Origin of the sequence: Microcoleus sp. F4-D5 (assembly GCF_036704885.1) — a bacterium.
Lineage (GTDB): Bacteria > Cyanobacteriota > Cyanobacteriia > Cyanobacteriales > Microcoleaceae > Microcoleus.
This window is the reverse complement of record NZ_JAUBSX010000068.1, coordinates 19894-40804: the sequence shown is the minus strand read 5'-3', so window position 1 is coordinate 40804 and position 20911 is coordinate 19894. Positions and strand designations below refer to the sequence as shown.

Below are 20911 nucleotides of genomic sequence, written 5' to 3'. Positions count from 1 at the left end.
CTCACCCTTGTCTCGGGTGATTCACTTTTACCCCCTCAATCCGACTATGTGCCAGTTTGGGGTGCGGAATGTGGGTTCAACATACGCTTTCCCTCAAGCTGGCGCTTAACTTCTTCCCAGGGAAATCTTCTTTCATCTTTTCTATATTCAATAATCCAACAGTCCTCAACATCCTCCCAAAGTTCGTCTGGGTACTGGAAGTCAAGCAGCAACGCGATTTTTTCGCTTTGAGAATCAACTAAAAACTGAAAGTCTGTCGGTTCGCCGCATTCAGGCAGAACCTCAGCCAAAAATTAACTGTGTTCTTTGATGTCAATAATTGCAGCGGTTTTTTTGCCTAGATTTTCAGTTCCAAATTGAACGCCTTGCATATTGTAATTTGGCATCTATCGAAGTTAGTAACCTGTATTAAAATTATATGCGAGTCACAATGATATGAGTCTCAAATTTGGGAGCGTTCCCAATTAAAAATTCTGCGATCTAGCGCTCACGCTGAAATCTAAAATCTAAAATCTAAAATCTAAAATTGTATGAATCATCAATCTTGGTTGACACTACTCAAACAACACCGCGCGATCGCAGTCATCCGTTCCTCCGAAAAAGAACTTGCTTCGCAGATGGCAAAAGCGGTAGCAGCAGGAGGAATCCAGTTTATTGAAATTACTTGGAATACCCACAAAGCGCCTGAATTAATTGCCGAACTCCGGTCGGAATTCCCTACTTTTAGTATTGGCACCGGCACTTTATTAAACTTAGAAGAGTTGCAGCAAGCAATAGACTGCGGCGCTCAATTTCTGTTTACTCCGCACACCGATGTAGCGATGATTAAAACAGCAGTTGACGCCGGAGTGCCGATCGTCCCCGGTGCTTTTTCTCCTACGGAAATTGTGACCGCGTGGCAAGCAGGCGCTACCTGCGTTAAAGTGTTTCCGATATCGGCTTTGGGAGGCGCGGCTTACTTGAAAAGCCTGCAAGGCCCCCTGGGAAACATTCCTTTAATTCCCACTGGCGGGGTGACGCTGGAAAATGCCAAAGTATTTATTGACGCCGGGGCGATCGCCGTTGGTTTAGCCGGAGACTTATTTCCCAAACACTTAGTGGAAAATCGCGATTGGCTGGCGATCGTCCAAATTGCCCGAACTCTCGCCCAAAACTTAACAACTTGTTAAGTCCAGTTTCCCAATCCAACATTTCAAATCTACAATCTAAAATAGGACAAGCCAATCTAAAATCTAAAATCTAAAATCTAAAATAGTACGAGGTGTGAGAAATGAACAGGATTATTAACTCAACTTACTTCCGCCGCGCTGGAACTTTCTGTGCCGGCTGCGCCCTGAGTTTGGCTGTATTCTGCGGCGGTTCAATGACCGCATTTGCCAGCGAACAGCACAACATAATTGCCAATAAAATTATGCTGTTGCAGCAATCAAGCGAACGCTGGATTGAAATAGATTTGTCAAGACAAAGGTTAATAGCTTGGGAAGGAAATACACCCGTTTACGCGGTGATTATTTCCAGCGGCAAATCATCGACTCCCACCCGCACGGGAACCTTTGCTGTTCAAACCAAACACCGCGTTACTAGAATGACTGGGGATGACTACGACGTGCCAGACGTTCCCTATACAATGTATTACGACGGAGGCATGGCAATTCACGGCGCTTACTGGCACAATTTGTTTGGCAATCCCGTTACTCACGGCTGCACAAATGTAGCTGTCAATCACGCTAAATGGCTATTTGAATGGGCTTCGGTGGGAACACCCGTGGTGGTACACAAATCTCAGGTTTAGGGAATTGGGAATTGGGCATCGGGCATCGGGCATAGTCGAACATTATTAGAACTTATGCACCGGTGGTCAGAAACAGGGTTTTTTGCGAAATACTGCGTTACAGTCGTAGATTCGCTCAAAAACCCGGTTTCTTCGATCGGAGTTCATCAGTTGTGGTTTTTTTTAGCTTGCTTATTTCATTGCTGCCTTCAAGCACAATCCCAATTATATAAAACCTCACTAAAATCTAATTCTCTGAGTGCTAATTCATCAATAAAAAAGTTACCGACACCACTGTCTCCCCACATGATATCTACTGTCTCATTGCAATCGGTATCCATTTGCAATAGAAGAATGTCTGGCTTTTGTTTTTGCTCGGAGTTACTCCTATATTTTCTTACGTCCTCTTGTGTAAAATCAGGATAACCACCTATTTTATGACCAACGGGTTGCGATATTTCTAGGTACTCATCCTCAATTTCATGGTTCATAAATAACTCATGGATTTCCCCGCCTAAAAGTTCGGGAAATTGGTAGTCATGGGTACTAATCGGCGCATATTTTTTAGTAAATTGCAAGCCGTAACAGCCCTGAACAGGAAAATATTCTGGTTCCGGCAAAAAATCATAATTGGTAATGATGTTTTCAACTTGGAAGTCTGGCTGAGGAAAATACATTATTTTGAATCTGTCTTCGATTGTATGATTATCTGCATTAGCAGAATTGTCCAAATTTAAACCATATAGGTCATCGTCAGCTATATAGAACTGTAAGATGCCCCGATCGGGAAAACCATCTAAAGGCGGTATTTCATCAAAGTTGAGTTGCGCTAGCAAAAATAAATATTTACCGTCACAAGTTTTGGGATATTCAAAGCCTTTAGGTAAATAAGGAAATCCCCCAAATTTACTCTGGCACCAATTAACGTCATCATTATTCTGGGTTTGAATTTCAATGTAAGGTTTAATAGTAGCTTCGATTCTGTCGCGATACTTTTCTAGTTCGGGAGAGAGTGGAACTTCTAGTTTGTAGTTCATCTGCTTTTAACAATTTTTTTTGAACGCAATCAGTAGGGTGCGCTTCGGCGCACCTTACCTGTAAAGCCTATTCCTAACTTAGCTGCACCACTGGTTTATCCTCTAACAACGTTTCATTTGTCAGCAAATCTTCCACGGTAATCCGCAAAAAACGCTGTTCGTCAACGCGGAACAAAACTTTTATGCGATCGCTCCCCGGATACCCAGGCGGCGTCAATTGCGCGATACTGCGTGCTCCGTCTTTATCATTTAGGGGCTGTACCGATGTTTGACCCGCGAGTTGGCGAGTAATTAGCCTGTCGCCGTCAAAATATATCTCCGTGCCGCCAGTTTCCGCTCCCAATTCGCCGATAATTAATTCTATACTTGGCTGATTTTCTAAAGAAGCCCCCAAGACTAATTCTACCGGTTCGCTCATCGGATAAGACTGGCCGGATTTGATTAAACTGTGCCAACTGTGGCAATTGTCGCGGCGGTTCCAGTAGCGAATTCCGTAACTGTGATAGAGAAAATCTTTGATTTCTATGCCTTGACTCAGTTGCAGAGCACCTTGGGCGATCGCCTCAAAGGGTTTGTCGCAGCGAATTTTTGCCGGATCGAAATATTGCTGCACCCAACGCCCGACAGCGGGAATTTGTACAGTACCGCCAACTAGCAAAACTGCATCGATATCGCCAATTTCTAAGCCTTGGCGGCGCGCTTGCTGCAATACTTGATTCATGCACTCGTCTAGTTTGTCAAAAAACTGATGTTCCGCGAGGATAGATTCAAAACGATATCGATCTAATTCTAATTCGTAACTCTCAAAATTTTCGTCATCAAAATAAACCTCAACCGCCTGATTTACTAAAGATAACTGAATCTTTAACCGTTCTGCCAATCTCGTTGTAATCGGAGATTTTGCCAGCCCTTTTATTTGAACAAAATAGTCAACCAGCCAATTATCAATATCAGAACCGCCTAAATTTTGTCCGGCTTTAGCCAAAACGCGGGCAACTTTTGTTTTTTGCGCTGAAGATTCAGCTAATAGCTTTTCGCCCCATTTGAGAATAAAACCGAGGGGCTTTTTGTTGGAGGAAGCGTCCAAACGCACCAAAGAAAGATCGAGAGTTCCGCCTCCGAAATCAATGACTAACAGATTTTCGCGATCGGCCAAACCGTAACCCAAAGCAGCCGCCGTAGGTTCATCCAACATCCGCACCTGTTCTACTTGCAGGGATTGAGACACTTTGCCCAACCAATGGCGGTAAGCTTCAAAACTATCTACCGGGACAGTAAAAATCAAAGAATCGATCGGCAAAGGCAGTTCGCGAATTGAGTTGACAATTTGGCTCAAATACCACTCGCCTACTCGTTCAAAAGTAACAAGTTGCCCGTCAAGTTCTGGCACAAAACCCTGAACAGAAGTGCCAATTCCCCGCTTGAAATTGCGAAAAAACCGAGAATCTCCACTCAAATCCAGGCCTTTGTCGCGGACTTGCTGACCGAGTATGACTTTACTTTGAGCAGCGTCCTCAACGTAGAGTAAACTGGGAATTAGGGGCGGATTTTGAGCCGAGATTGCCGACAATCCCGGTAATTTCAAAGTTTCGGGCTGCGATCGGGCTGGATTCCAGCGAGCGACCACAGTGTTGCTAGTTCCAAAATCAATTGCGATCGCCATTCAGCCAAAATACACAGCTACGAGGGATTCAATCATATTATTGTATTTTGAACCCCAAATGCAAATAGATTATCAACTTGTGCTTGCATAAATACTTAGTTGCAATCAAAACTGCTTTAGCAGCGGAGTCTTCAATTTTGTGCAACTGCATATTTTTGGTTGCAACAAGTAAGCGCCTCTTTTATAAGCGGCACAAAACTCATACCATTTTAAATTTTAGATTAAACACTTGGGAATGGCTGACTGCATAAGGGTTTGGAACACTGGCCTACAGTTGCATTTTTTTTTGAAAGTGGTATCACCTGTCCGCCGCCGCCAAGCTTTTACCTTTGATATCAATCCAATTTTTAAATGAAGCGTGAAAAATGCTGGACATGGACGATCGCAAAACAGCACTATTGGCTCTAACATTGCTTGTCCCTGCGGCTAGTATTGGTATCATAGCAGCCTTGTATATTGCCCCTGGAAGCTGGGGACAAACAGTGTCAGTCTTTTGTCAAGTTTGGTTGCTAGTTTTTCCGATCGCGTGGTCTGTTTTTGTCGATCGCGAAAAGCTGAGTTTCTCCCTGCCCAAGCGCCAAGAATTGCTGGCTGGATCTATTTGGGGAATATTCATGTTTGCGGTAATTCTGGGTATCTATAGCCTTTTTGGCCAGCACTGGATCGATCCTGTAGTTGCTAAAGAAAAATCGTACCAATTAGGTATTAGCAGCCCTACTATTTACTTGATTGTAGAAGCATATTTTGTGCTAGTTAACTCGCTGATTGAAGAATTTACTTGGCGGTGGTTTGTCTGCAACAAGTGCCAGATTCTCATACCGGGAACACAAGCAATATTTCTGAGTTCGCTATTTTTCACCCTCCACCACATTTTTGTAATAGCAGCTTACAGCAACTGGCAGGCTGTTCTCTTAGGTTCCTTAGCTGTCTTCGCCGCCGGGATAATTTGGTCGCATTCTTATCTGACTTACCGTTCGCTTTGGCCTAGTTATATCAGCCACGCGATCGCAGATTTTGCCCTGGCAAGTATTGGTTGGCAAATCCTCTTTAACTAGCTGCTTTTTCAGCGACTATTGCCGGCAATTCTACAGTAAAAATTGACCCTTTTCCCAACTCGCTCTCCAGACTAATATCTCCCCCCATCATCTGACAGAACTTCTTGGCGATTGCCAGTCCCAAACCCGTACCGCCGTATCGGCGAGTAGTAGACTCGTCCGCTTGGGTAAAAGCTTGAAATACTCTTTCAATTTGCTCTGGGTTCATTCCAATTCCCGTATCGCTGACTGTGAAACTAATCCATTCTTCAGCAGCCGGAATATTCGATTCTAATTCTTTCTCGCTTTTGCTTCTTTCCCGCTTCGCTTCTACACCTAAAACATCCGATTCTACTTCCTCTTCTCTTAGAACACTCAATTTTTCTTCATGCTTTTCTCTTTCTTCTTCCTGCTTTCTTCTAAATCGCCTTACTTCTAAAGTAATTTCACCAGATTCTGTAAATTTGCTGGCATTGCTTAGCAGGTTTAACAAACACTGATAAATTTTAGTAACATCAGTATAAACCGTGCCGATATCTGGCGGACAATTTACGCTCAAAACATTGCTATTTTTGTCAACTAAAGGTTTAATAGTATTAGCAACATCGTGAACTATTGCCGAAATATCGCATTTTTCTAAGTATAATTCTATGCGACCAGCTTCAATTTTAGAAATATCTAAAATATCATTAATGAGAGAGAGTAAATGTTTGCTTGCATTATTAATTCTTTGCAAATCCGGGACTAATTCTTCACAATTCAGCTCGCAGGCTTCGTCTTCTAAGATTTCGCTGTAGCCCATAATCGCATTCAGAGGCGTGCGGAGTTCGTGGCTCATATTTGCCATAAATAAGCTTTTTGCTTTGCTAGCTTTTTCAGCTTCCGTGCGAGCTTTGTCTGCTTCCTGATTTTTTGCTTCCAAGCTAGCAAATAACTTTTGCAACTGCACAGCCATGTGATTGAAAGCTTTGGCTAAAGTTCCCAATTCATCTTGGCGATCGATATTTACTCTCTGATTCCAGTCGCCGTTAGACAACTGTGCTGCTGCAACTGTCAAGTCGCCGATCGGCCGAACCAAACGGCTGGTTAATATCCAGGTCAAACCGCCGACTCCCAAGACTGCAATGGTGGCAATAGTAATTGCAAACTGCCAAAATAACTCTTCTTTTTCTAAAACCTCGGCTTCTTCCTGCAAGATAATTACGCCCCAACCACTGTCTAATTGGTTTAGACAGGAAAGCCATTTCACTCCTCGGTCGTCTGCGAAATAAAATGCACCTCTTTTGCCTGCTAACAGGGTTTTGACTGGCGGATAGTTGCTGAGGTTTATTAGTTGCTTTTTTGCAAAATATTTCTCGTCGGGATGAGCGATTAATTGACCTTTGTTGTCCACCAAAAAAGCGAAGCCGGTTTTCCCGATCCGGACTGTTCCGATCGCTCTAGCGAGGTCGCTTAATAATATACCTATCATAGCTACTCCTTGAATTTTTCCCAGTTGGTCGGCAGATTTATCGGTTGAATTTAATTGAGGTGTTTGAGAATATTTTTGTTGAAAATTAGTTGCTAGTTCGAGAAGCTGCTTGGTTGTAGAATCGAGGCTGCCACCTGCCGGCAAGCCTGAATATTTTTTTTGAAATTGATCCAGGGCGTCGGCGGTGGCGTTTCCGTAAATTCCCGTAATTTCGTTTTTGTAATAGCCGAGTTGTTTGAGTTGCTGCTGCAATTCGCTGACTGAATTTCCTCGATCGCCCAAAGTTAAAGTAGCAAATTCCCGAATGGGTGTTGAGAAAATAACTGCTGGTTTCCCAGTTAAGCGAGATATCAAAGCTTCGCGGGTAATTTCAGTGCCAGCAACTGCACTTTTAAACCAATAGCGATCGCTGCGGTTGATGCGATCGGGCGGCGTGCCGCTGCCGCGGGCCACAACGTACCCTTCTAAATTGTAAGCTTCGGCAATGTATATGTGGCTGTAGCTGCGGTTGATGCCAATTAGCAGCGGCAACTGTTTGCTGGCATTCATGCTGACGGTACTGGGATTTTGACTGATGCTGCGCAAAAGTCGAATGTTCGTTTGTTCCCACCGCGAGATGCTTTCAGTTAAGACATCGGCTTTTAATTCTAGGTTTTGTTTGGCTTGCGATCGAATAATATTAGCTGCGTGAAAACTGGCAAACCATATCGCTGCAAGCATCGGCGGCACAACCCCCAAGAGCACGCCGATTGTCATCCGGAATCGCAAACTTAGGAAGAATGATTCTTTCATAACAGGAAATTTTTTGTAAGTGAGGTAGTTTGATACATACCGTTAAGCTGCTAATGCTGATTGAGTCAAGGTTGGCACGATATATGCCGCTTTGCCCTGAGTATTTATTTTATCTTTATACGGTCATTTGATAAGTTGCTGAACTTTTTTTCCGCTAATTACTTAGACAAGACTTGCACAGCGACGCTACATATACTCGACGGAGAAGTGGCAGTCGCTTTTTGAGACTCTTTCATGCGATCGCCTTTTATTAAGAAATTTAAAACAGAGCCAGCTAATTAAATTTATAGCGGTGAAACTCTATGTTCTGTAGTGCGATTGGCAAAGCTACTTTTTTAAAGAGTCTCGGAGGCATCAAGCGGGTTTTTTCACGAAAATATGACAAGTGAGGGCGAGGGATATTGGTTGAAAAACCCGGTTTCTTCCCTCATGCGCGCGCGTCCAGGACGGTCATTGGCGCGATCGCCTGTCTCCCAGCGCCCCCGTGCCGGTATTTGAGAAAACCATCACCTGTGAATCCTGATAAATACGATATTTTGTCAAGCAATACCTACAGGACATTTACCAAAAAGTCAAAGTCGCCGATGCGGTGTTTAGATCTGTGGGGGCGATCGGGAAATCAAACTTCTCAAAGTAAGAATTTCTTGTTTAATGGAGTATAAAATTTTGCCAAAGGCGATGTCAATCTACTGAGTATTGTTGCCAATGCTACCGGGCGTCCCCACAGTAAAGGTTGGGTGCTTTTCGGTTTCCCGTACATCGCTGTCTGCAGCACAAGCAAGTGCTCTCAAGTTAAACATGAAGTGTTGTCTAGTTCGGTGTTTGGCGGGAAAAAAGTTGCTTTTTGATGAGGAATCTGTCTTCAGGAGGAACTTTGGCTCATTTAAAAATTATCCCTAGAGCACTGTTGGGCTATCCCCTCTGTCGTTATTATCTATTCAATGACAGCGAATTTGTGGCATATCGATACTGGGGTGTTGCGAACAGTCGCTAAGTTTGATTATATTTACACACCAGGAAAGCGGTATTAATATTCACCCGCCCCTCTTTCCTGCCCGACTCTCAAACGAGCGCTCATCAAAGCGCAGAAAGCTAGTCGGAGTCTTCAGCGGGACTTAAAAATGAAAATCACGTTTGTTCTTCCTACTCTGTGTCTGACTGGTGGAATACGAGTAGTATCTATTTTCGCAGAACGTTTGAGAAAGCGAGGACACTCCGTGTTCGTCATCTCTGTACCCCACCCCCAACCGAGTATGCGCCAGCAAGTCAAGTCGCTGCTGCGGGGACGGGGTTGGATTTCCCCACCTAAAAACGAGCCCTCATTTTTCGATAACTTAGGTGTAGAACAAAAAATTACCGATCGCTGTCGCCCGGTAGAGGACAAAGATGTACCTGACGCTGACGTAGTAGTAGCCACCTGGTGGGAAACCGCCGAGTGGGTAGCAAAACTTTCTCCCAGCAAAGGAGCAAAAGCTTATTTCATCCAGCACCACGAAGTTTTTGACTATCTACCTCAAGGTAGAGTAGAAGCAACCTGGATGCTGCCGATGCACAAAATTACGATTTCTCAGTGGTTAGTTGACCTAGCTCGGACTAAATACGGCGATCGCAAAGTTTCCATAGCTCCTCCAAGCGTGGACACCCAGCAATTTTACGCCCCTCCTCGCAACAAACAATCGGTTCCTACAATTGGAATAATGTACTCTACAATCTACTGGAAAGGAACCGACATCGCCCTCCAAGCTTTTTCCATAGCTGCTGAAAAAATTCCCAACCTGCGTCTGGTTGCCTTCGGTGTAGATGCCCCATCCTCGGAATTGCCCCTGCCGGCCAATGCCGAGTATGTAGTTCAACCCGACCAAGACAAACTCAAAGACTCTTACAGCAAATGCGATGCCTGGCTGCTGGCGAGCCGCTCAGAAGGCTTCGGCTTGCCAATTATCGAAGCGATGGCGTGCCGCACTCCCGTCATCAGTACCCCAGCAGGCGCTGCTCCTGAAATTTTGAGCGGCGGTACTGGCATACTTGTCAGACCAGAAGATCCCCAAGAAATGGCAAAAGCCATAGAGTATATCTGTCAGTTGCCGAATTCAGAGTGGCAAGCCCTGTCCGAAGCAGCCTATGCCAAGGTGAGGAATTATACTTGGGAAGATGCCACGGATCATTTTGAAGCGGGATTGAAAGTTGCTGTAGGCATATCTAAACAGCGGAACGTTAATATAGTTTCCTCTTCTCCCTACGATGCGGTTCCAGCAGTGGCCAACTAAAAAATTGAGCTTAAATGCTAAATGCAGCCATTTGAAATTCTGCGCTAACGGCTCGCTGTGGCATGGGATTCTGGGCAGAAACTCAACATCGTTTGCTAGGGTGCTTCTGCGAAAACTAAAATCGCCCGTGTCCTGTTTTCCACCGAGCAGTGCAGACACGAATACTGACCCCACCAACTAGCGAATACTGGTTGTAACTGGTTATAAAGCGCTCGTCGGCCCAAATCTTAACCCGAGTGCAACGGCGGTTTTGAGGCTCGCGCCGTTACAGGTTAGACTTGTCTAGTCCTCATACATCTCCCGATTTGTAATTGGGAAAAGTCCCTGACGACAAAGTAAGGTCGGCTCGACTATCAAGTGACGATCGCCTCCTGCAGAAGCCCGCACCCTGCATCAAAGCCAAAAAGAGGCTCGTAAGTGCGAACTTTCTGTTATGGAGAAGTTTTATTAACCAGTGTGAATCTAGGGCATCTAATCATGAAAATTACTTTTGTCCTGCCTACCCTTAGTCTTACAGGGGGCATGAGGGTGTTATCTATCTACACAGAAATTCTTCAAAAGCGAGGACACAAAATATTTATCGTCTCTACACCCGAGCGACAACCAACTTGGATCGAACAATTGCCATCGCTGCTGAGAGGTAGGGGTTGGCAGTTGGCTCCCAAGAAAGAAGCATCTCACTTTGACAAGGTGGAGGTCGAAAGCCGAGTTCTCGAAACCTACCGTCCAATTACTGACAAGGACGTGCCTGATGCCGATATTATCATGGCTACTTGGTGGGAAACTGCCGAGTGGGTGGCAAAACTCTCTCCGACCAAAGGAGCGAAAGTATATTTTATCCAACACTACGAGGCTTTTGACTACGTACCAAAAGGTCGAGTAGAGGCAACTTGGCGGCTGCCAATGCACAAAATCGCTGTGGCCCAGTGGCTGGCCGACATAGCTCGGAACGAATACGGCGATTTGTCTGTATCTCTCGTCCCTCCTACCGTGGACACCAAACAGTTTTACGACCCGCAGTCGCGAGGCAAGCAGCGACGACGAGGCAAGCAGTCAGTTCCCACAGTCGGGATGTACTATACTACAACTCCTTGGAAAGGCTGCGATATTGCTCTGGAAGCTTTCTCTATAGCTGCTAAAAAAATTCCCAACCTTCGTTTAGTTGCCTTTGGTTCCGGCGATACTCCTCCTCCCTATTTGCCGCTGCCGCCTGGTACTGAGTATAATAAGACACCTACCCAAGACCAACTCAAAGAATTTTACAGCAAATGCGATGCTTGGCTGTTTTCCAGTCGCTCGGAAGGCTTCGGCTTGCCAATTTTAGAAGCTATGGCTTGCGGCACTCCAGTCATCGGCACTCCTGCTGGTGCGGCTCCGGAACTGCTTGCTGGCGGGGGTGGAATACTTGTCAAGCCAGAAGACCCAAAGGATATGGCAAAAGCGATCGAGCAGATTTGTCAGTTGTCTGATGCCCAATGGCGCGCAATGTCTGAGACTGCTTTGCAGACGGTGACAAATTATACCTGGGAGGATGCAACCGATCTCTTCGAGGCTGCACTGTACGCTGCTGTGAAACGTCAGCCACAATTAGCTGACAAGGCCTAAAATTGAGGTAGATTTAAAAGATTGGGGTTGCGCGATCGTTTTTGAGAATTTTTAGGGGGCAAATTGTGTTTTCTTTCAACAATTTTACTGCCAAAAAAGACCTATGGTTGCATTAATCCCAATTGCTATGTTCGGCTTTATTCCAATCGTTTTTTACCTGTTTGTGAGGTTTCCGCCTCAGCGAGCGGTAATTATGAGTTTTGTTGGAGCGTGGCTGTTTTTGCCGCAAGCGGAGTATCCCATCGGCTCATTGCCGCCTTATACCAAAATCTCGGCAGCTTGCTATGGCATTTTGCTGGCGACTATTGTCTACGATACTGCGCGCATAACCACTTTTAAGCCGGGTTGGCTGGACGTGCCAGTGGTAATTTGCTGTTTGTGTCCAATTGTTTCACAAGTTACTAATGGCGGCAGCCCGATTTCTCCGACTTTAAACCAAATCGTTACTTGGGGTCTGCCTTATTTTTTAGGACGCTTGTATGTGGGTAGTTTAGACGGGCTGCGACAATTGGCGATCGGGATTTTTGCAGGTGGGTTGGCATACATTCCTTTTACTTTAATTGAAGGGGTTAAGGGCCCAGTTCTGCACCTCATGATTTACGGCGTCAATGCTTTTGAGGACTGGAGTCAAGCAAGGCGTTTGGGGGGATGGAGACCGGTAGTATTTATGCAGCACGGTTTGATGGTGGGCCTGTGGATGATGACAGCCGCTGTAATCGCAGTTTGGCTGTGGCAAACTGGGACTCTCAAAAAGTTTCAGGGTCGCAACATCAAGACTTTAGCAATTATATTAACTATCGCTTTTTTCCTGTGCCGTTCTACTGGTGCCTACAGTTTATTTGCAATGGCGTTACTCGTATTATTTTCTGCCAAGTGGTTTCGCACGTCTTTGCCCCTGCTATTTATAATTGGATATATAGTGTTTTATCTGTACGTAGCTGCATCGGGTCAATTTTCGAGCAAAGACGTGATGGACTTTATCACTCCAATATTTGGTGAAGAACGAGCCGCCTCTCTGAAGTTTAGATTTGACATGGAAGAGATATTGGGGGAAAAAGCGCGGCAAAATTTTCTTTTTGGCTGGGGGGATTCCGGCGGAAACCGCGTTTACGACCAGTCCGGTAAAGATATTTCGGTCACCGACAGCTTATGGATTATTGCATTTGGCGTCAACGGTGCAGTCGGTTTAGTTAGTTTATTTTCTTCATTGTTACTTCCTGTTATCGTCTTTTGCGTGTTCAAGTATCCCGCCAGAACCTGGTCTAATCCCAAAGTAGCGCCGGCTGCCGTCCTGGGAGTAGCCTTAACTATGTACGTGTTTGACTGTGTTTTGAACGCTATGACTAACCCGATTTTTGCGATGATTGCTGGAGGAATATCGGGTCTGGTCTTAAAAGCTCCCGAAAGTCTTAAGACCAAAAAAACCAGTTCGCCACCAAGAAGACAGTCGCTGGTTCACCAAAAATCAGGATGATTTTCAGAGATGCGATCGCCGCTTCACTTCTATGTTGAAAATATCTTGCATTCGCTGCATACAAAAACTCTAAAATCTACCGCTTTTTCCTCAAATAAAGTTAGGGAGTTGGGCTATCTTTGTCAATTGCTCAAAATCAGTGTAACTTTTTTTACACTGATTTATAATGCTGCAAATATTTAGCACGGGATTGTATTTTTATTACCATCATTTTGCGGGTTGCAAACACAAATTGGCTTTATACACTTTTTGCTAAAAAGAGCTGAGTCTTTACACAATCTTTAAAAATCATGACTGGACAGGTAGGGTGTACGAGGATATACTTAAAAAAGTATATTCACCGACAAAACGCCCAAGTAGTGAAAACACAAGGCTGTAGTGTGGGTTATAATAGTTTGAGTGTTTGAGTTGTAGTTTAATATAAAAGGTGGAAGGAAATCACAAATGAAAACAGTTAATTTATTGAATGTCTCCATAGATAACTTCTCCATCACAGAGTTGTTTGAAAAACTAGACGGCGAAGGTGGTGTCGTATTTACGCCCAATGTAGACCACTTGATTAAGTTGCAGTATGACCGCGACTTCTATGAAGCTTACAATACCTCTACTTATAGAGTCTGTGACAGTCAAATATTGATGTATGCCTCCAAGTTTTTGGGTACTCCTCTCAAAGAAAAGATTTCTGGTTCCGACTTGTTCCCTGCATTTTATATGTATCACAAAGATAACGAGAAGATTAAGATATTTTTGCTAGGAGCTGCTGAAGGTATTGCTAAGAAAGCCCAGGAAAAAATTAACCAAAAAATTGGTAGAGAAATAGTGGTTGAAGCACTTTCTCCTTCTTTTGGGTTTGAAAAAAATGAGGAAGAATGTGAAACAATAATTGACGCGATCAATAAATCAGGAGCGACTGTTCTGGCGATTGGAGTGGGAGCGCCCAAGCAAGAGAAGTGGCTGGTTAAATACAGGAGCAAATTAACACACGTCAAAATTTTCTTAGCCGTAGGTGCAACCATTGATTTTGAAGCTGGTTGCAAAGCAAGAGCTCCCAAATGGATGAGCGAAGTCGGCATAGAATGGGCGTACCGACTGTTAAGTGAACCGAGAAGGTTGTGGAAAAGATATTTGATAGAAGGTCTGCCTTTTTTCCGGTTAATTTTAGAACAAAAATTAGGGTATTATAAAATGCCTTTCATTGAGAGCAAAAGCAGAAAGCTAGAATGGGAAGGTGGCTCCTAAAAAGGTTAGCTACCAATCTCTAGCGTCAATTAAGCTGATTAGGAGAAAAATTGTGTTTGACTTCAAGGCAAGATAGATGCAAGCTGCGGATAGTCCGATCGCACTTTCTCTCAAAATCATTTATTTTTGCTTTCAAGTCCAGGTAAAATCGGAAAGAAACCTTTTGTGGAAAATCCTAATTAGGGATTTAAATCATGAATCTGCCTTCTTTCTTGTGGTTGTGGAAAATAGCGGCTTGGTCAATGGGTGTTTCCCTGTTAGCTTACCTGTTGCTGGCCGTTACAGGAACCTGGATGTTTGCCGCCCGCAGTACCAAACAGCAGCGCCCAAAGTGGCTGCGTCCCTTTCATTTGGCGACTGGTGCGGGGATGGCAACTTTGGTAATTTTACTGCTGGGAATTGGTGTAGTCGGTACCCTGGGATACTACGGCAATTTGGGTCACTCGGCTCATTTACCGGCGGGATTAGCTGTTGTTGCTTTGGTATTGATTTCTGTTGGAAGCGGTCTGCAAATTGGGCCTAAACACCCTTGGGCGCGTCCCCTGCACATCAGCACTAATTTGGCTTTGTTTGGGGGATTTGTGGCTGTGTCGATCACTGGATGGACGATCGTACAAAAGTATTTGCCGAAAGTTTGACACCTGTCTGTTTGACATCAAACTATACATACCAAATGCGGAAGATAAAACATATATGTAAGGTGCGCCGCAGCGCACCTTACGTTTAAATGTTTGGCGTGAGTCCGCTTTTATTTATGAATTCTAAAATATGCTGCGCCGTAATCTCTGCCTTTTCTAAGTGGGGAACGTGGCCGCAGTCGGGTATCCAAATTAGTTGAGAATTGCCGATCGCCCTTGCAAACTTTTCCGCATCTGCCGTCCCCAAAATGCGGTCTTGTTTTCCCCACAAAATCAGCGTCTGCTGCTGAATGTGCGACAATTTATCCCGAAAACCTCCGTAACCGCCGCTTTTTGTAAACGCAATTAAAGCTTGATTCCAGTTGGGCATTTCTAAGTGCAAAGCAGCGCAAGTTTGAGCGTCTAGAGAAGCAAATTTTTTATCGAAATAAGCATTGATACTAATTCGCTGACGGATTTTGGGATTTCGCAAAAATGAAGTTGCCAAATATCCTAAGGGAGGAATGAGAAATTTTCCCTTATTAGAAGTGGCGGCAAAACCTGCACTGTCGATTAACACCAATTTTTTGACAGCTTCGGGATGAGTGAGGGTGAAATCAATTGCTGCGGCACCTCCCATGGAAGCACCGACTAAGATTACAGGCTGCGAAATTAGCGTTTTCCAGAAATAGTAGAAGTGAGTGGCGATCGCCTTTTGACTGAATGCCAAACCCGCCACTCTTTCTGTAAAGCCAAAACCCAACAAATCAACCGCCCAAGTTTCATTTTCGGCAGCCAGCAACGGCAACAGGCGACGGAATTCAAACAGGGAACTGTCAAAGCCGTGAATTAGCACAATAGGGGTGTTTCCCCTGCCTTGGCGCACGTAGGTTGTGGCAATTGGTCCAGAAGATAGGGGAGTTGTAATTGCCTCTCGTTGAATGCTTTGCGCTAAAGCAATTGAGGTCGATTCTGTTAGCTGTGCGATCGATTTTGGGAGAAAGCTTGCTGGCATAATTCTTGATAAATTGTGACTTGGTAGTGGCAGTGTCCCTGCACTCACCCTAAGATTTAAGTATATATGTTTGCTCGATCGCTATTTTAGGGGTTGGGGCGATCGAGCCATTAAAATGCGATCGATACTTAGTATGCCTCTGCCCAGGCTAAGGTTGAGTTTCTTAACCTGATGTTAATATATTTTATAATCGTTGCTAATAATTGCTGTTTAATCTACTATTACCTTCCTCTGCGTCAACAGCACCTCTGCGGTTCATTCAAACAAAACTGATTAACAAATCTAATAAAATTAGTATACCATTTACTCAAACATCTGAATATAAAGCACTTTTTGCCGTAAGTGAGGTACATAGCAGAGGTAGAGATACGGCAGTGCCGTGTCCCTACGGGAAGCCAGAGGCGGGTGTACTTGATAAACGTGGCATCTGCTGTATGTTAAATAATCAGTTCGCGATCGCGCGCTTCCCAAAAAAACCCAGTCTCTCGCTGTCACTTTCGAGCGTATACGACCAAATTACGTGAACAAACCGGCATTTATGCGTCTAGTACTGATTATTTTTAAAATTATTCTAAAATCTCAAGAGAATATTGACGATCACTCAAACTCCATGCCTCAAAACCCTCGCAACTAATATTGGCAGAATCAACTGAGACAACTGCGCCAAAAAACTAGAAGCAGGCATGGAAAAATTCCCGGAATTACCGCAATTAATCTAGTTTTTGCCACATAAAGCCTCAATAAATTGAACAATGAATAGCAAGCTTCACCTAAAATTTAAAATTTAAAATTGCTTGGTGGCTGTGTACAGATAGCCAAAAATTCAGTATTTCTTCGCCCACTTGTTCTGGATAAAAGTGGTGAAAGAAATGCCTGCCGTCTTGACATTCCCAAAGCCTATCGCCTTTTTTTAGAAATTCCGACCAGCGACGCATCACAACAGGAGATACCAGAAAATCTGTTTTGCTGCTGCATATTAACAAAGGTACTTCTACACCTCTGTCGCGGGGATTACTAATCCTAAATAAGGAGTGAGGACACGGAGAACAGGCTAAGTCATCCTCAAAATATGATATGAATTTTTGATTGATAATTTGATTTTGGCATCCCAGCATATCGCCTACTATTTGATTCAAAACTTGTTGGCGGCTCCAGGGAAAAGCTGAAAGATACGTATAGTAATGTGCTTGCCAATTAATAGCAGATGGCAAACCGACAGATAAAAGCCCCAAAGAACTTACTTTGTGAGGATAGCGGCGCGCATACATTAAACCGACTAATCCGCTGGTACTGTGGCCTATTAGATGAATTGGGCGATCGCGGACTGTTAAAAAATCGTGCAAAAGTTCAACAGCCATATCTAAAGAGCAAGCTTCGTCTTCAGTTTGTTGGTATTCCCATATTTGCACTGGTACAGAATCATTTAAGTAGGAAAGCAGCGAGCGATCGAAGAATTGCAAACTCGGACTTACACTTAACCAAAGTACGTCATCTGAACTAAATTTCATCTATTTTCAGTTTAAGAGCGACTGATTAACAATAATAATTGATCTGCTAGATTTTCGGGGCGGGTTGAGTCCGTAATTTTGATTGCCTAATATCATTTAATTACACAACTCACCCTGCTACCGTTCAGTCTACAAGCTAAATTCTTTCTTGAGTTGAGATACCCAAGATTTGATGCGAGATTCCGTCAGATCTGATTGGTTGTCTTCATCAATAGCAAGACCCAAAAACTTGCCATTAACGACTGCTTTAGATTCATTAAACTCATAGCCATCTATCGGCCAATAACCGACTGTTTCGCCGCCCTGTTCGGAAATTTTTTCAGCCAGAATCCCCATGGCATCCATAAAATTATCCGGGTAGCCTTCTTGGTCGCCAGTTCCCACATAAGCTACTTTTTTCCCACTAAAATCAATATCATCTAGTTCATTAAAAAAACCTTCCCAGTCGCTTTGCAGTTCGCCGATATTCCAAGTGGGACAAGCGATAATCAGACATTCATATTCGGCAAAAGCATCATTTTCAACGCTGCCGATCTCGTGTAAGGTGACTGTATCGCCGCCAAATTCATCCCGAATCATTTCAGCTACAGACTCAGTTTTCCCTGTTGTAGTTCCGTAGAAAAGACCAATTCCTTTTGACATTTTTACTCCGAATGTGAAACTTGACAGTGTTTAAAATTTATTTCTTTTGAGTCAGGATTTGGCATTTCCTGCCTGCAATTCAGACAAAAACAGTAGACGCGGTTGTGGCAAACCTGAGAAATTAGGGAGTCAAGGCAGCAAGGACAGTGTTTTTTCATCGGGTTAAAGTTAAAAATTGATCGACCAAACTGACTCGCTCATATCGGGGTCGGCTTCGCAGTCAATTAGTAACAAATTTAGCGTCGTTTGTACTTTTAGACTGCGCGGGATGCCGGCGGGTACAAACACAAATACTCCCGGTTTTAAAGTGACTGTTCGATCGCACACCGCCAGAGTTCCCACTCCTTCTAAGACGGCGAGGGTTAGATCTTTGGAGTTATCGAGGTCAGGTATTTCGCAATTTCTACCCAAACTCATCAGTTTTTGGCTGTAGGCGGGTTGTCCGTCGCTGATTCGCGAGGCTGACGCGGAAACTATTGCTGCTGTCACGGTGATTGAACTCCAGGTACTGTTAACTTCCGGCCGTTATTGCAATTAATATTCAATAAGCTACCATGCTATTTACATAGATTGTCAAGCATTTAATATTAAGATTTGTTACAAAAGGTGATCTGGCTGGGTTTACGCTCAGCGAACGCAGCCCGAAATGGAGGCTGGGCGGTATTTTTGGGTTATAGAACTGAGAAAGCCGATGGCTGAAGTTTAAAATTACTTGCTAATTATTTGCAGTTAGTTCGGGAAATTAGGTTTGTAGTGCGATCGCCAATGTAGCAATTCTCAATTGTCCGCAATACAGTAAGGATACGGCGCCGTGCCTGCGGAATATGTGTATTGCACTCAACAGGGCAAGGTGTACCGCTGTGTGCGTACCCTACAAAATGCAATAGAGGCGGGTTTTAGCTGGATTTGTCGATCGCCAAAATCCGTTTCAAACTCGCCCCTAATGACAACAATCAACAATTAACTAACTAATTCTTCGCCCCTACGCCAACATACATAATCGACGTATCCTCATTAATTTTAATTTTAAACAAGCCAGACTTTTTGTAATCAACATAGCTAGCTAGATTATATTTTATAGTTTGAAATACTTGTTTGAAAATACCGACGGAAGGAAACACCTGCTTTCCGCGTGTAAAATCTTCCCAAAACCCGTGCATCTCGGCTAAAATAGCGCCCATTTCTCCAAACAGATCGAAACCTTTAATTTCAATCTTGCCAAAACCAATATCCTGCATTACCAAAGATAGTTCCTCCGGGGTAATAAATTTTTCCCAATCGTGAACGCCCCGCCTAATCTCCTGCAAAATATTTTCCATCAGTCCAATCATCACAATTTGCGAGGAAAAAGTTCGGTTAATTGTATCAAAAAAGAACAGTCCCCCAGGCTTGAGAATCCTGTGAACCTCAGACACAACTTTTTTGTAATCGGCCACGTGTTCCAAAACATCCACGCAGATTGCAACATCAAAGGTATTGTCGTCGTAGGGCATATTTTCCGCAAAACCTTGCCTGTAGTCAATCTCAAAACCGCTGGTAACTGCGTGATTTTGAGCGGCTACAATACATTTGTGCGATCGATCTATTCCAGAAACAATAGCACCTCTCTGGGCCATAAACTCGCAAGAAAAGCCGCCGCCGCACCCGACATCTAAGGTTTTCAGCCCATGCCAATTAGTCGCGTATCTGTCGAAAAACTCAAATCTGGGTTTGTTTAGATGGTATAAAGCATAAATTTTAGCATTCTCGTCCCACCAATTATCTGCATTTTCATCATAAAATTTTAAATCATTTTTTACTTTTGTTCTGTGCACGATTTTGTCAGTCATGATTAGTGGAAAATATAGATTGCGATTGCACTTTTGCTTGATTTTATAGGACGCCAAGAAACCTAATTCATGTGAACAATCTGAGGTTTCATGACAAGTTCGCAGGCAGACACCGCGTTTCTGAATCCGCGCGCATAAGTTTTATTTTCTCGTTATTTGTGAATCGCCACAGTTTTTTATTATAATATCTCTGGCACAAATTTAAACGAAATGGATCGCGTTTCTATTATCATCCCAGCCCTCAACGAAGCGACTTGTCTGGAACGCACCCTCCGCCAACTCAGCATTCTCAATCCTCCGGCTTGGGAAGTATTAGTGGTAGACGGCGGCAGTCAAGACGAAACAGCGGCGATCGCACTTTCCGCCGCCACCCGCGTTATTTCTAGCAGTACAGCCGGACGTTCCGTGCAAATGAACTTAGGTGCTCAAATCGCCACCGGCGAAATTTTGTGCTTTCTCCACGCCGATACTTTAGTTCCCGACGACATTGTAGCAGTCATCCAGAAAACATTGTCCGATGCCGAAATAGCGGGCGGTGGATTTATATCTCTGATGGCTGGTTCGCAGCAAACAAGATGGGGTTTTTCCCTCCACAATTACCTAAAAACTTATTACGCGCCGCTGTTATTTCGACCTCATTTATTTTTTAAAGGATTGCGCCTGCTGTTTGGCGACCAAGTTATTTTTTGCCGCCGTACCGATTTTTGGGAATGCGAGGGTTTCGATACTGCGCTGCCAATTATGGAGGAAGCGGATTTGTGTTTGAAGTTAGTGCGACTGGGGAGACTTAAGTTAGTCAATCGGGTAGTGGAAAGTAGCGATCGTCGAGTTGCGAGTTGGGGTGAATTTAAAGCTATTGCGATCTATCTTTCGATTGGTTTTTTGTGGGGTTTTGGCGTTTCCCCAAGGTATCTCAAGCAGTTTTATGAAGACATCCGCTGAAACAC

General features: G+C 44.0%; 18 protein-coding genes. 9 read left to right on the top strand and 9 right to left on the bottom strand.

Annotation, left to right across the window (positions count from 1 at the left end):
- Positions 1 to 44 precede the first annotated feature (44 nt).
- Positions 45 to 290, bottom strand: a complete 246-nt coding sequence (locus tag QUA80_RS25410; RefSeq protein ID WP_333427780.1) for a hypothetical protein — start codon at positions 288 to 290, stop codon at positions 45 to 47.
- Positions 291 to 530: 240 nt separating this feature from the next.
- Between QUA80_RS25410 and QUA80_RS25405 the strand changes: the two genes are divergently transcribed.
- Together QUA80_RS25405 and QUA80_RS25400 are read left to right on the top strand one after the other, a co-directional pair.
- Positions 531 to 1169, top strand: coding sequence for a bifunctional 4-hydroxy-2-oxoglutarate aldolase/2-dehydro-3-deoxy-phosphogluconate aldolase (locus QUA80_RS25405; RefSeq protein ID WP_333427779.1), 639 nt, complete (start codon positions 531 to 533; stop codon positions 1167 to 1169).
- A 101-nt stretch (positions 1170 to 1270) separates the two neighbouring features.
- Positions 1271 to 1792 carry a L,D-transpeptidase gene (locus QUA80_RS25400; protein WP_333427778.1) on the top strand — a complete coding sequence of 174 codons (522 nt, stop codon included), beginning with the start codon at positions 1271 to 1273 and terminating at the stop codon, positions 1790 to 1792.
- A gap of 188 nt (positions 1793 to 1980) precedes the next feature.
- Here the strand turns inward: QUA80_RS25400 and QUA80_RS25395 are convergent, their stop codons facing one another.
- Entirely contained in the window at positions 1981 to 2808 is an 828-nt protein-coding gene (locus tag QUA80_RS25395) for a DUF1963 domain-containing protein (RefSeq protein ID WP_333427777.1), read from the bottom strand.
- A 73-nt stretch (positions 2809 to 2881) separates the two neighbouring features.
- A complete protein-coding gene (locus QUA80_RS25390) occupies positions 2882 to 4471 on the bottom strand; it encodes an Hsp70 family protein (RefSeq protein WP_333427776.1) in 1590 nt (529 codons plus the stop codon).
- 365 nt (positions 4472 to 4836) lie between these two features.
- Here QUA80_RS25390 and QUA80_RS25385 point away from each other — a divergent pair, with 365 nt between their 5' ends.
- Positions 4837 to 5526: a CPBP family intramembrane glutamic endopeptidase gene (locus tag QUA80_RS25385; protein ID WP_333427775.1), complete on the top strand. Its 690-nt coding sequence runs from the start codon at positions 4837 to 4839 to the stop codon at positions 5524 to 5526.
- Here QUA80_RS25385 and QUA80_RS25380 read toward each other — a convergent pair.
- A complete protein-coding gene (locus tag QUA80_RS25380; RefSeq protein WP_333427774.1) occupies positions 5519 to 7768 on the bottom strand; it encodes an ATP-binding protein in 2250 nt (749 codons plus the stop codon). The genes QUA80_RS25385 and QUA80_RS25380 overlap by 8 nt on opposite strands.
- A gap of 1121 nt (positions 7769 to 8889) precedes the next feature.
- Between QUA80_RS25380 and QUA80_RS25375 the strand changes: the two genes are divergently transcribed.
- The 5 genes from QUA80_RS25375 (at position 8890) to QUA80_RS25355 (ending at position 14991) form a co-directional block, all read left to right on the top strand.
- On the top strand, positions 8890 to 10035 hold the full coding sequence (locus QUA80_RS25375) for a glycosyltransferase family 4 protein (protein WP_333427773.1): 1146 nt from the start codon (positions 8890 to 8892) through the stop codon (positions 10033 to 10035).
- A gap of 477 nt (positions 10036 to 10512) precedes the next feature.
- On the top strand, positions 10513 to 11640 hold the full coding sequence (locus tag QUA80_RS25370) for a glycosyltransferase family 4 protein (RefSeq protein WP_333427772.1): 1128 nt from the start codon (positions 10513 to 10515) through the stop codon (positions 11638 to 11640).
- A gap of 193 nt (positions 11641 to 11833) precedes the next feature.
- On the top strand, positions 11834 to 13114 hold the full coding sequence (locus tag QUA80_RS25365) for an O-antigen ligase domain-containing protein (RefSeq protein ID WP_333427771.1): 1281 nt from the start codon (positions 11834 to 11836) through the stop codon (positions 13112 to 13114).
- A 444-nt stretch (positions 13115 to 13558) separates the two neighbouring features.
- Entirely contained in the window at positions 13559 to 14353 is a 795-nt protein-coding gene (locus QUA80_RS25360; RefSeq protein WP_333427770.1) for a WecB/TagA/CpsF family glycosyltransferase, read from the top strand.
- Positions 14354 to 14547: 194 nt separating this feature from the next.
- Positions 14548 to 14991, top strand: a complete 444-nt coding sequence (locus QUA80_RS25355) for a DUF4079 domain-containing protein (RefSeq protein WP_333427769.1) — start codon at positions 14548 to 14550, stop codon at positions 14989 to 14991.
- 85 nt (positions 14992 to 15076) lie between these two features.
- Here QUA80_RS25355 and QUA80_RS25350 read toward each other — a convergent pair whose 3' ends face one another.
- From QUA80_RS25350 to ubiG, 5 genes are all read right to left on the bottom strand, one after another.
- Positions 15077 to 15985 (bottom strand): alpha/beta hydrolase, encoded by a 909-nt coding sequence (locus QUA80_RS25350; protein ID WP_333427768.1) that lies wholly within the window; start codon positions 15983 to 15985, stop codon positions 15077 to 15079.
- 770 nt (positions 15986 to 16755) lie between these two features.
- The gene (locus tag QUA80_RS25345; protein ID WP_333427767.1) at positions 16756 to 17493 is read right to left on the bottom strand and encodes an alpha/beta hydrolase; all 738 of its coding nucleotides are present in this window, start codon (positions 17491 to 17493) and stop codon (positions 16756 to 16758) included.
- Between the two features lie 129 nt (positions 17494 to 17622).
- Positions 17623 to 18135 (bottom strand): flavodoxin FldA, encoded by a 513-nt coding sequence (gene fldA / locus QUA80_RS25340; RefSeq protein ID WP_333427766.1) that lies wholly within the window; start codon positions 18133 to 18135, stop codon positions 17623 to 17625.
- Positions 18136 to 18303: 168 nt separating this feature from the next.
- On the bottom strand, positions 18304 to 18624 hold the full coding sequence (locus tag QUA80_RS25335) for a hypothetical protein (protein WP_333427765.1): 321 nt from the start codon (positions 18622 to 18624) through the stop codon (positions 18304 to 18306).
- A gap of 479 nt (positions 18625 to 19103) precedes the next feature.
- Positions 19104 to 19964, bottom strand: coding sequence for a bifunctional 2-polyprenyl-6-hydroxyphenol methylase/3-demethylubiquinol 3-O-methyltransferase UbiG (ubiG, locus tag QUA80_RS25330; protein ID WP_333427764.1), 861 nt, complete (start codon positions 19962 to 19964; stop codon positions 19104 to 19106).
- Between the two features lie 210 nt (positions 19965 to 20174).
- Here ubiG and QUA80_RS25325 point away from each other — a divergent pair, with 210 nt between their 5' ends.
- Positions 20175 to 20906: a TIGR04283 family arsenosugar biosynthesis glycosyltransferase gene (locus QUA80_RS25325; RefSeq protein WP_333427763.1), complete on the top strand. Its 732-nt coding sequence runs from the start codon at positions 20175 to 20177 to the stop codon at positions 20904 to 20906.
- Positions 20907 to 20911 lie beyond the last annotated feature (5 nt).

Coding starts and splice junctions, on each gene's coding strand:
- QUA80_RS25370 (WP_333427772.1), top strand. CDS start 10,513: ATGAAAATTACTTTTGTCCTGCCTACCCTTAGTCTTACAGGGGGCATG.
- QUA80_RS25350 (WP_333427768.1), bottom strand. CDS start 15,985: ATGCCAGCAAGCTTTCTCCCAAAATCGATCGCACAGCTAACAGAATCG.
- QUA80_RS25345 (WP_333427767.1), bottom strand. CDS start 17,493: ATGAAATTTAGTTCAGATGACGTACTTTGGTTAAGTGTAAGTCCGAGT.
- QUA80_RS25375 (WP_333427773.1), top strand. CDS start 8,890: ATGAAAATCACGTTTGTTCTTCCTACTCTGTGTCTGACTGGTGGAATA.
- fldA (WP_333427766.1), bottom strand. CDS start 18,135: ATGTCAAAAGGAATTGGTCTTTTCTACGGAACTACAACAGGGAAAACT.
- QUA80_RS25385 (WP_333427775.1), top strand. CDS start 4,837: ATGCTGGACATGGACGATCGCAAAACAGCACTATTGGCTCTAACATTG.
- QUA80_RS25360 (WP_333427770.1), top strand. CDS start 13,559: ATGAAAACAGTTAATTTATTGAATGTCTCCATAGATAACTTCTCCATC.
- QUA80_RS25365 (WP_333427771.1), top strand. CDS start 11,834: ATGAGTTTTGTTGGAGCGTGGCTGTTTTTGCCGCAAGCGGAGTATCCC.
- QUA80_RS25395 (WP_333427777.1), bottom strand. CDS start 2,808: ATGAACTACAAACTAGAAGTTCCACTCTCTCCCGAACTAGAAAAGTAT.
- QUA80_RS25355 (WP_333427769.1), top strand. CDS start 14,548: ATGAATCTGCCTTCTTTCTTGTGGTTGTGGAAAATAGCGGCTTGGTCA.
- QUA80_RS25400 (WP_333427778.1), top strand. CDS start 1,271: ATGAACAGGATTATTAACTCAACTTACTTCCGCCGCGCTGGAACTTTC.
- ubiG (WP_333427764.1), bottom strand. CDS start 19,964: ATGACTGACAAAATCGTGCACAGAACAAAAGTAAAAAATGATTTAAAA.
- QUA80_RS25325 (WP_333427763.1), top strand. CDS start 20,175: ATGGATCGCGTTTCTATTATCATCCCAGCCCTCAACGAAGCGACTTGT.
- QUA80_RS25405 (WP_333427779.1), top strand. CDS start 531: ATGAATCATCAATCTTGGTTGACACTACTCAAACAACACCGCGCGATC.
- QUA80_RS25390 (WP_333427776.1), bottom strand. CDS start 4,471: ATGGCGATCGCAATTGATTTTGGAACTAGCAACACTGTGGTCGCTCGC.
- QUA80_RS25380 (WP_333427774.1), bottom strand. CDS start 7,768: ATGAAAGAATCATTCTTCCTAAGTTTGCGATTCCGGATGACAATCGGC.